Genomic DNA, 9,539 nt, shown 5'->3' on the forward strand with positions numbered 1-9,539 from the left:
CGCAGCGTACATACTAGTACGTGAGGATGCGAGTACCGGATCGACGTACAAATTACCCTTAGAAGCAAGTTATGTAGGAAGTCTATTGTTTATGTTTTCTTTTATAGCAACTACTATATTAACATATATATTAACTAAATATCTTCCTGCAATTGGTTTAGTTGATGTACCGAGTAGTCGTCGCTCTCATGATAAGATAACACCGCGTGGCGGCGGTCTTGCTATTGTAGTTGTTGTAATGATTGCTTTAAGCGGGTTTGAATATATAACAAGCAATAACCTTGTTAATTCAATAAAAATATTACCTTTATTATTGGTAATTGCCTCGATTTCCTTTTTAGATGACTTAAAACCGGTACCGGTTCTAATCCGTTTAATAGTTCATTTAATTTGTGCAGCTTTTGCTATTTTTCTTTTTTCACAGCTAAATTCCGTTCATATCCTAATATATTCTATTCTTGTTATAGCTTTAAGCGGCTTTATTAATATATATAATTTTATGGACGGCATAGACGGTATGAGTTGCATAGAATCTATTCATCTATCTAGCACTATGCTCATATTATGCTTTTTACAATTTCCGGTTCTTGATAATCCGTATTTTATAGCTAGTATAAATGTTATTATTCTTGGTTGTTCTTGTGGTTTTTTAATATTTAATTGGCATCCGGCAAAAATATTTTTAGGGGATGTGGGAAGTATTAGCCTTGGATTCTTAACGGGTCTTTGTTTACTCTTGCTTGCTCTTACAAGCACTAATTTATTTATAGCTTGTGCTATTGCTAGCTTATATTACATTACTGACGCCGTACTAACCATATTAATTCGGCTACTCAATAAAGAAAAAATTTGGCAGCCTCATTTAAAGCATTTTTTCCAAAAAGCAGTAAAAAAAGGTAAGTCGCATAAACAAGTAGTATCGATTATCGCAGTTTGCAATATATTTTTAATGATTATATCGGTTACATCTTTACATTTTCCCGTAATATCCATAATGCTTGCAATAGCCGTGATAACTTTAACCGTGCAGAGTTTATTAAAATGAAGCTAATTAAAGAGGATATTGATAAAATAGTTAGACGTATATTTGCGAGGCAACATCCGTTGCTACCTGAAATCATGATTAACTGGAATAAAATAGTCGGGTTTAATTTCAGCACTAAAGCATTACCTTTAAAAATCACTACCTATACTTATAAAAAACAAAAAATTAATACGCTATTTATACAAGCAGGAGATAATGCTACTGCAGCAGAATTACCTTATTATCAAGATATTATTCTAGAACGTATTAAAATTTATTTAGGCTTTGAAGCAATACACAAAATGAACGTAACGTTTTACAAAGGAAAACCTAAGATATGATAATTAAATCATGCTCTCTTCTTGTAAACTTCTTGAATTAAAATATCTGCCGGAATATTTAAATTCTTATGTAATTTTCTAATCATAGATAAAGTAAGCAGTCTTCTTTTATTAAGAATTTCAGATACTTTACTTCTTGAACCTATACTCTTTTCTAAATCTTTTCTAGAAAGACCAAGCTGCTCTACTCTAAAATTAATCGCTTCAATTGGATCAGGTGCTTCTATTTTATAATGCTTATTCTCGTAATCTTCTACTAACATTGATAATATTTCTAATTTTTCAGCTTCTGAGGAATTTTCTTTTGCATCTAATAAATTATCTATTTCTTTTAATGCTTTTTCATACTCTTTTTCTGTTTTTATAATATTTATTTCCATACTCAAATCTCCTTAACATTTATCCTATCATATTCTGCATGCGTTCCTACAAATCTTATGACATTATTGCGTGGATACCAATCGTCATTGCGAGAAAATTACGAAGTAATTGACGAAGCAATCCAGTAAAAAATGCTAATTTTTAGCATTTTTTTAATTATTTTCTGGATTGCCACGCGATCAAAGATCGCTCGCAATGACGATTGGGTATATACGCAGGCAAAAGCACACAAACAAAAAAAGGAGTCTTTATTAATAAAGACTCCTTTTTCGTGTTAATAGCTTGTAAAAAGATTTGAGGGTTAATTACATATCAAATCTTAGTCCTGCCGTTAGGTTATTACCTCTATAACGGGTTCCGCCTTCGTTAATACCGTTAACTTTCTTAGTTTTAGTTTTACCGTAATCTCTCCAACTATAAACGAGTTCTGCTTTAACACCGTCAGCAACTTCAAACGAAGTTCCTAAAGATACTTGATAAGCAAAGTTGGTTCTATTTTTAGTATTTACGTTAGGAAAATTAAAGGTAGTACTTACACCATTAAAATTATCTACATCTTTTTGCATTATCTTTTCTTTAACTAATGCAGCACCGATACCAGCACCAGCAAAAACTTTAAACATACTTAAATCAACGAAATCTACATAACCGTTAAGTAAGAAGCTTACAATAGTAGGCTTGTGCTTTACTGTTGTAGAATCACCATCTGCATCAGTTTTAGATTTCTTTAAATGACTGCTTGCTACTGTTCCAATTGTTAAATCGGTTCTCAAATTGTCCATGATATAGTAACCTGCACCGATTTCAGCAATAAAACCGGTATTAGATCTCATTTTTATTTCTGTAGCTTTATCTTTTTGCTTATCAAAAATCACGCCACCGGCATTAAGTTTTAAATACCATTTTTCCATAGATGATGATGACATTGACGAATCGGTAGATGAATCTACAGCAGGATTCATATCACATTCAGCAAATGAAACGGCAGAAGTTAAAAGTGCTGTGCTTGCAGCTGCTATTAAAAGTAATTTTTTCATATTGTTAAATTTTTCCTTAAATTTTATTAGTTGTTAGTAAAAACGATGTTAGATAATAATTTTATAATTCTTACCTAAATTCGATAAAAAATAGTTTTAAGTGACGTTTCTAAGCTGTCATCCCGCGACTTGATCGCGGGATCCAGTCTTTCTTTGATTTCTAGATACCGTGGTCAAGCCACGGTATGACACCGAGTAGTTACTACTTAAAAACTATTTATATTCTGTTAATTATATATCAAATCTTATACCAGCTGTTAAGTTGTGGCTTTGATAACGCATCCCACCAGTTGGTACACTTGTTCCTTGGTAAATTACATTCTTACTTTTTGTTCTACCGTCGTCTATCCAGCTATAAGCTAGTTCTGCTTTAACACCATCAGCGACTTGTGCAGAAGTACCTAAAGTTAGTTTATAAGAAATATTGGTTCTATTTTTAGTATTAGATGAAAGACCTGTTATACCGTTATATGTAATTTTCTCTTTAACTAATGCAGGACCAACACCGGCACCGGCAAAAACATCGAACATATCAAAATTAGTTAAATCTACATAACCGTTAATAAGTAAACGTGTAATAGTAGGTTTATGGCTCGCAGAAACATTAGTACCAGTAAAAGGTGCATTAGTTGCAGCTCCGGATTTCTTTAACTTTCCACCAATTATAGTACCTAAAGTTAAATCGGCTCTAAAATTTTCGGAAATATAATAACCAATACCTAAATCAACTGGAATAGTCGTATTAGATTTTAATTTAACACCGGTTGCCTTATCTTTTTCTTTATTAAACATTGCAGCACCAGCATCTATTCTTAAATACCAGTCATTACCCATGTCCTCGGCAAATGATATGGTAGAAGATAAAATTGTTGCACTTGCAGCAGCTATTAAAAGTAACTTTTTCATGATTCGCACCTCAAATTAAATAATTAAACATTATCTTAATGGCATATATAACATATTATATTTTTTAGTTCTATATTTAATCGGCAATTAGATTCATATGATAAAGCTTTTATTAAGTTTTGTGACAAAATAAACACATATATTTAATTCGTATTTATTTAGGTTCCTATATATTTATTAAACTTATCTTTCTCATCTTTAAATTTATCGGCATCAGGCAAAGCAGGTTTTTTTTTGGTAATATTTTTCCATCCTTTATTTTCTATAAAATCTTTTGCACGTTCTACCCATTCTATTATCTCCCGTGATTCGGGTTTGATAGCGTTTATAGGACAATCAGAAACACACACACCGCAATCTATACATTCATCAGGATTGATAACTAGCATAAATTCACCTTCATAGAAGCAATCTACAGGACATCCTTCAACGCAATCGGTATATTTACATTTTACGCATTCATCGGTTACAACATAAGTCATTTTTATTATTGATTCTTAATTTTATAAATTAATACAGAAGTTCGCATAGTTAGTATTAAGAGAAAGTACAAAATAAAACTAATAAACATTATAATTAAAGGCTTTAACATTGAAGAATGAATAGCAGGAGAACCAAGCCTTAAAACGCTAGCAGGCTGATGCAGACTGTACCAAATATTTACCGAGAATTTTACTATCGGTATGTTAATCAGTCCGATAAGAGCAATAATCGAAGCAGGGTTTTGTGCTTTTCTTATATTATCCGCACTATTTACTATGATAATATAGCTTAGATATAATAAAAATAATATGAGCATAGAGGTAAGTCTTGCATCCCAAACCCACCATGTTCCCCATATAGGTTTCCCCCATAAAGAGCCTGTTACTAAGCTAATCAAAGTAAAAGTAGCTCCAATGTAACTAGATGCTACGGCTAGCAAATAGCTAATAGTAGTTTTCCATACTAAATAACTAAAGCTGCATGCTGCCATGAAAACATAAATACCAAGGGCCATCCAAGAAGCAGGTACATGTACATACATAATACGTACAAACTCACCTTGTTGATAATCTATAGGCGAAACTATTAGGGCTAAATAAAGAGCTATAATCATCATTACCAAAGTAGATATAGCTAATATAGGTATTGTAACCTTTGATAATTTATTAAAATAATAGGGGGTTAATAGTTTTAGCATATTTTCTTACTTCTTTATGTCATTCTTGCAAAAGCATTGTTCGCGTGGGCCGGTAAAATCCACTGCGTCACCCCATGGCTTGACCACGGGGTCCATAAAAACAATTTAAAATACTAATTTTTAAGCTGGATACCGTGGTCAAGCCACGGTATGACACCGAGCATACTTTACGATCCACACAGGCAATGCTCTAACATGATTGTCGTATCCTTTTAAAAAACTCTTTCATTAATAGCCCCGAATCTTCAGCAAAAATTCCGCTATATATTTCCGGTCTATGGAAACAAGCACTACTGTTAAAATATCGTAAATTACTTTCAACTGCCCCGTGTTTAGAGTCAGAAGCACCGTAAAACAAGCGTTTTAACCTGCTATGAGCTATAGCTGCCGCACACATAGCACAAGGTTCTAAAGTAACGTAAATATCATAATCATTTAAATTTTTAGAAGATATAAGATTACATGCTTCATTAATAGCAATAATTTCGGCATGACACAGAGCATTGTTTTTTTCTTCGGTATTATTATGACTACTAGCAATAATTTTCTGATTTAATCTATCTACAATCACCGCTCCGACCGGTACTTCATTCTTATCAAAAGCAATACATGCTTGTTTTAAAGCTTGCTGCATGAAAAAGTTGTTAAAATCCGTTTCTTTATCTAACAATATATTCACGGTAATTTACGTGTTCTTCGATTCCAAAAGGATCTTGGTGAATAATTATTTCAGCCTCCGGAAATTCCTGCAATATTTCAAAAGCAATCTCATCGCTAATTTTATGAGCATTATAAAGCGACATATTGCCGTCCATTTCCAAATGGCACTGGATAAAAGCTTTTTGAGCTGCATATCTAGTTTTCATTTCGTGCATACCTTTTACGCCTAAATGGTTATTAACTATTGAGATAATTTTTTGTCTATCTTGTTCAGGTAATTCATGATCAACTAAATTTTTAAATGCCTTTTTAAATAAAGAGTAAGAGGTACGGAATATATATAACGAAATAACTACTCCAAATAATGGATCAACAAACCAAAAATGATTACTTAAATTTATAGAGATAATTACTATAACATTAGTAAGTAAGTCCGTAAAATAATGGAGCTTGTCGGCTTTTACTATCTCCGATCCTGTTTTTTTTATTACATAAGTTTGATAAAGTACTAAAATAATTGTTAAGAATATACATACATACATTACGGTAGTACCGTCGCTAATATTCTCCGGTTTTGTTTTTTCAAATAAAGACTTAATTGAAGAAAAACCTACAAAAAAAGCTGAAGCAAAAAAGAATATAGACTGAGAAAAAATTGTTAAATCCTGTATTTTCTCATGCCCGAATCTATGTTGATGATCCGGTGGTTGCAGGGCAAACCTTAAAGCTATTAAATTAATAAAGGAAGATGTTATATCAAGCATCGAATCAATTAAAGAAGCAAGTATTGATTGCGAATCGGTAACAACCCAAGCATATAATTTTATACTTAAAATAATTAATGCTGTAGTAACCGATAAATAAGATGCCGATTTTATTAACCGATTACGGCTATTAGTATCCATGACAAATCTTTCCAATTTATTTTTTGTAGTTTAACAAAGAAAATATTAAATTCAATTAAATTAATTTTATTCTATGGCTGACGTTTGTACTTTACAAAATGCTAAAAACCATATACTTATTTAAGTATATATCAATTAAAGAGAATTTATTATGAAATTAATATCTAAAATTATGATTATAGCTCTTGCAGCTTCTATGTTGCAAGCATGTACCGGTCCGGGTGGTATGAATAAACAAGGTACAGGTACACTCCTTGGCGGTGCCGGCGGTGCATTACTTGGTTCTCAATTCGGCAAAGGTAAAGGGCAACTTGTCGGAGTAGGTGTAGGTGCATTACTTGGAGCAGTTCTTGGTGGACAAATCGGTGCAGGTATGGATGAGCAGGATAGAAGACTCGCTGAACTCACCTCCCAAAGAGCTTTAGAAGCAGCTCCTAGTGGTAGTAACGTAGAATGGCGTAATCCCGATAACGGCAATCATGGCTATGTAACACCTAATAAAACTTATAGAAATAGCACAGGGCAATATTGCCGTGAGTACACTCAAACAGTTGTAATAGGCGAAAAACAACAAAAAGCATACGGTAATGCATGCCGCCAGCCTGACGGACAATGGCAAGTTGTGAATTGATAGACAAAACGTCATTGCGAGCGACTGATAAGGAGCGTTCTATGTCATTCCCGCGAAAGCGGGAATCTAGAAAAAAGCGAAATTATTTGAGCTTTTAATTCTAAAATTTAGTGTGTTATACTTTTAGTGGCTGGATTCCTGCTTTCGCAGGAATGACATACACAACACTCATAGGAGTACATAATTATGACCTTCCTAATAACAAGTACGGCGTTTAAACATAATGAGCGTATTCCTGATAAATTTACTTGTAAAGGACAGAATGTTTCTCCGCATCTAGAGTGGAGTGATGCTCCTTCAGATACTAAATCTTTTGTACTTATCATGGATGACCCTGATGCACCGGTAGAAATAGCACCTCCGCACGGTATATGGGATCATTGGATAATCTATAATATTTCGGCTTCTATTACTAAGCTTTCAGAAGGACAAATAGATAACAATATTAAAATTTTAAATAATAGCTGGAAAGACAAAAAATACGGTGGTCCTTGTCCACCTGCCGGCAAACCTCATCGTTATTTTTTCAAACTATACGCTCTAAATGATTATCTTGAACTGGATGAGAATGCTAGCAAGCAAGATTTAGTATTAGCTTTGCAAAAATATTTATTAGCTGAAACTGAATTAATCGGCATTTATTCTACATAATGTCATTCCTGCGAAGGTTTACCTGCGTTAAACTGTTATTGCGAGCAACCATAGGCTTTGTTGCATGGCCTGTTTATGTCATTCCCGCGTAGGCGGGAATCCAGTACTTTAAAACTTTTTTAAAGCTCGATTTATCTCGCTTTACCCTGGATTCCCGCCTACGCGGGAATGACATCGAGCAGGTTTTTCGATCCATACAACAACACCAGCTTGACCACGGGATAACAGGAGTGAACCGATACATGCAAAAACCTATAATCGAGTTTCGTAACGTATCTAAAAAATTCGGTAATAAACTGCCGATAAATAACGTTAGCTTCACTGTCAAAAAAAATAATATCACTACTTTGATCGGACCTAACGGTGCAGGTAAAACCACCATAGTGCGGTTAATGCTTGGACTTGAAAAACCGACAAGCGGCGAAATTATAATTGATCCCAAACTAAAAATTGGATATGTACCGCAGAAGTTTGGGCTAAGCCCTGATTTACCTATTACGGTGAAAAAATTTTTAGATCTATTAGCACCTAGTAACTTCAATAACAATATTAAAGAGATTAACTCGTTTATTGATTTGGAGCATATAAAAGATCAAGAAATTTCTAAGCTCTCAGGAGGGCAGTTTCAAAAGGTGGTTCTTGCATGTTCAATAGTTAATAATCCTGACTTAATTATTTTAGATGAACCGTTGCAGTCTTTAGACGTAACAGGCCAACAAGAATTTTATCAGCTTATTAATTTGATTCGTAAAAAGCTAAATATTACGGTTTTTATGATCTCGCACGATTTATTTACCGTAATAAAAAACTCCGATCAGGTGATATGCTTAAACGGCCACATATGTTGCAGCGGAATACCAAATGAAATAACTCCTAACTCTGAATTTTCAAATGCACTTTCTTCTCTAGGCTTCTATACCCACCACCACGACCATAAGCATTAGACTTATTCCAAATATTGCTTTAAAGCGCAAAGTTAGGATAAGCTCTTTATTATCCTAACTCCGTCCCTTTACGCTTGATCTGTATGACCTATTATATCTACATTGTTATCAAACTGAGCTGGATCATTGTCATTTGTAGTACCTAACTCTTGTTGTTCTGCTCCTATATCTATTAATTTTTGCATAGTAAGACTAGACTTAACTAATTTATATACATCTTTAATGAAGCATTTCTGCTGATCTGCTCCCATATCAAGTAACTTTTGTATACTAAAACCTGACTTAAATAATCTTTCTATCTGATAACCATTTTTAATGAACCATTCCTGCTGATCTGTTCCCATATCAAGTAATTTTTGCATAGTAAGACCGGACTTAAATAAGCTTTCTACCTGATTACTATTTTTAATAAAGAATTTCTGCTGTTCTGTTTCCATATCAAGTAATTTTTTCATAGTAAAACCTGACTTAAATAATCTTTCTACCTGAAAACCATTTTCAATAACTAATTTCTGCTGTTCTGTTCCTATACTAAGTAATTCTTGCATACTAAGACCAGACTTAACTAAGCTTTTTACTTGATAACTATTTTCAATAAAGAATCTCTGCTGATCTGCTTTCTTATCAAGTAACTCTTGTATACTAAGACCGGACTCAACTAGGTTTTTTACTTTATGTACATTGTCAACAAAGAGTTCTATTCTTATATCAACTAATTCTTGTATACTACAACTATAATGGCCTGAAAAATCAAGACAAAATATATGAACAATGTACTTGGTAATGTTGCTTAAAATTAAGCTGCTATTTGTTCATAATGTTGTACGTAATCCAGATAAACATTCATAGGTTTTTTATACCCAATACTTGAATGGAATC

The 9,539-nt window shown here is 33.2% G+C and carries 13 protein-coding genes and 1 pseudogene; 6 read left to right on the forward strand and 8 right to left on the reverse strand.

Annotated elements, in window-relative coordinates; all coding sequences use genetic code 11:
* From AC1Z7D_RS04300 to AC1Z7D_RS04310, 3 genes and pseudogenes are all read left to right on the forward strand, one after another.
* Positions 1-77 (forward strand): annotated as a pseudogene (locus tag AC1Z7D_RS04300) (palindromic element RPE1 domain-containing protein); the annotation flags it as partial.
* Between the two features lie 14 nt (positions 78-91).
* A complete protein-coding gene (locus AC1Z7D_RS04305) occupies positions 92-1,045 on the forward strand; it encodes an MraY family glycosyltransferase (RefSeq protein WP_482602308.1) in 954 nt (317 codons plus the stop codon).
* The gene (locus AC1Z7D_RS04310) at positions 1,042-1,365 is read left to right on the forward strand and encodes a DciA family protein (RefSeq protein ID WP_482602284.1); all 324 of its coding nucleotides are present in this window, start codon (positions 1,042-1,044) and stop codon (positions 1,363-1,365) included. Before AC1Z7D_RS04305 ends, AC1Z7D_RS04310 begins: the two co-directional genes overlap by 4 nt.
* Positions 1,366-1,373: 8 nt before the next feature.
* On the opposite strand, the gene AC1Z7D_RS04315 is transcribed toward AC1Z7D_RS04310, so the two are convergent.
* From AC1Z7D_RS04315 to AC1Z7D_RS04345, 7 genes are all read right to left on the reverse strand, one after another.
* Entirely contained in the window at positions 1,374-1,745 is a 372-nt protein-coding gene (locus AC1Z7D_RS04315; protein WP_482602286.1) for a helix-turn-helix domain-containing protein, read from the reverse strand.
* Between the two features lie 306 nt (positions 1,746-2,051).
* On the reverse strand, positions 2,052-2,783 hold the full coding sequence (locus AC1Z7D_RS04320; RefSeq protein WP_482602288.1) for an outer membrane protein: 732 nt from the start codon (positions 2,781-2,783) through the stop codon (positions 2,052-2,054).
* Between the two features lie 231 nt (positions 2,784-3,014).
* Positions 3,015-3,689 carry an adhesin Adr gene (gene adr / locus AC1Z7D_RS04325; RefSeq protein ID WP_482602290.1) on the reverse strand — a complete coding sequence of 225 codons (675 nt, stop codon included), beginning with the start codon at positions 3,687-3,689 and terminating at the stop codon, positions 3,015-3,017.
* 158 nt (positions 3,690-3,847) lie between these two features.
* Positions 3,848-4,171, reverse strand: coding sequence for a ferredoxin FdxA (fdxA, locus tag AC1Z7D_RS04330; RefSeq protein ID WP_482602292.1), 324 nt, complete (start codon positions 4,169-4,171; stop codon positions 3,848-3,850).
* A 5-nt stretch (positions 4,172-4,176) separates the two neighbouring features.
* Positions 4,177-4,869 (reverse strand): heme ABC transporter permease, encoded by a 693-nt coding sequence (locus AC1Z7D_RS04335; RefSeq protein ID WP_482602294.1) that lies wholly within the window; start codon positions 4,867-4,869, stop codon positions 4,177-4,179.
* Positions 4,870-5,059: 190 nt separating this feature from the next.
* The gene (locus tag AC1Z7D_RS04340) at positions 5,060-5,548 is read right to left on the reverse strand and encodes a nucleoside deaminase (RefSeq protein ID WP_482602296.1); all 489 of its coding nucleotides are present in this window, start codon (positions 5,546-5,548) and stop codon (positions 5,060-5,062) included.
* Positions 5,529-6,434, reverse strand: coding sequence for a cation diffusion facilitator family transporter (locus AC1Z7D_RS04345; protein WP_482602298.1), 906 nt, complete (start codon positions 6,432-6,434; stop codon positions 5,529-5,531). Before AC1Z7D_RS04345 ends, AC1Z7D_RS04340 begins: the two co-directional genes overlap by 20 nt.
* Before the next feature lie 151 nt (positions 6,435-6,585).
* On the opposite strand from AC1Z7D_RS04345, the gene AC1Z7D_RS04350 reads away from it, so the two are divergent.
* The 3 genes from AC1Z7D_RS04350 to AC1Z7D_RS04360 all read left to right on the forward strand — a co-directional run bounded on the left by AC1Z7D_RS04350 (position 6,586) and on the right by AC1Z7D_RS04360 (position 8,660).
* Positions 6,586-7,065, forward strand: coding sequence for an RT0821/Lpp0805 family surface protein (locus AC1Z7D_RS04350; protein WP_482602300.1), 480 nt, complete (start codon positions 6,586-6,588; stop codon positions 7,063-7,065).
* A gap of 186 nt (positions 7,066-7,251) precedes the next feature.
* The gene (locus AC1Z7D_RS04355) at positions 7,252-7,716 is read left to right on the forward strand and encodes a YbhB/YbcL family Raf kinase inhibitor-like protein (protein WP_482602302.1); all 465 of its coding nucleotides are present in this window, start codon (positions 7,252-7,254) and stop codon (positions 7,714-7,716) included.
* 242 nt (positions 7,717-7,958) lie between these two features.
* Positions 7,959-8,660, forward strand: coding sequence for an ATP-binding cassette domain-containing protein (locus tag AC1Z7D_RS04360; protein WP_482602304.1), 702 nt, complete (start codon positions 7,959-7,961; stop codon positions 8,658-8,660).
* A 68-nt stretch (positions 8,661-8,728) separates the two neighbouring features.
* Here the strand turns inward: AC1Z7D_RS04360 and AC1Z7D_RS04365 are convergent, their stop codons facing one another.
* Positions 8,729-9,208, reverse strand: coding sequence for a hypothetical protein (locus AC1Z7D_RS04365; protein ID WP_482602306.1), 480 nt, complete (start codon positions 9,206-9,208; stop codon positions 8,729-8,731).
* Positions 9,209-9,539: the final 331 nt, after the last annotated feature.

Source organism: Rickettsia sp. (assembly GCF_965035265.1).

Bases quoted from the DNA above. Each gene is read 5' to 3' on its own strand.
- AC1Z7D_RS04305 (WP_482602308.1), top strand. From the start codon at position 92: ATGTTTTCTTTTATAGCAACTACTATATTAACATATATATTAACTAAA.
- AC1Z7D_RS04310 (WP_482602284.1), top strand. From the start codon at position 1,042: ATGAAGCTAATTAAAGAGGATATTGATAAAATAGTTAGACGTATATTT.
- AC1Z7D_RS04315 (WP_482602286.1), bottom strand. From the start codon at position 1,745: ATGGAAATAAATATTATAAAAACAGAAAAAGAGTATGAAAAAGCATTA.
- AC1Z7D_RS04320 (WP_482602288.1), bottom strand. From the start codon at position 2,783: ATGAAAAAATTACTTTTAATAGCAGCTGCAAGCACAGCACTTTTAACT.
- adr (WP_482602290.1), bottom strand. From the start codon at position 3,689: ATGAAAAAGTTACTTTTAATAGCTGCTGCAAGTGCAACAATTTTATCT.
- fdxA (WP_482602292.1), bottom strand. From the start codon at position 4,171: ATGACTTATGTTGTAACCGATGAATGCGTAAAATGTAAATATACCGAT.
- AC1Z7D_RS04335 (WP_482602294.1), bottom strand. From the start codon at position 4,869: ATGCTAAAACTATTAACCCCCTATTATTTTAATAAATTATCAAAGGTT.
- AC1Z7D_RS04345 (WP_482602298.1), bottom strand. From the start codon at position 6,434: ATGGATACTAATAGCCGTAATCGGTTAATAAAATCGGCATCTTATTTA.
- AC1Z7D_RS04350 (WP_482602300.1), top strand. From the start codon at position 6,586: ATGAAATTAATATCTAAAATTATGATTATAGCTCTTGCAGCTTCTATG.
- AC1Z7D_RS04355 (WP_482602302.1), top strand. From the start codon at position 7,252: ATGACCTTCCTAATAACAAGTACGGCGTTTAAACATAATGAGCGTATT.
- AC1Z7D_RS04360 (WP_482602304.1), top strand. From the start codon at position 7,959: ATGCAAAAACCTATAATCGAGTTTCGTAACGTATCTAAAAAATTCGGT.
- AC1Z7D_RS04365 (WP_482602306.1), bottom strand. From the start codon at position 9,208: ATGCAAGAATTACTTAGTATAGGAACAGAACAGCAGAAATTAGTTATT.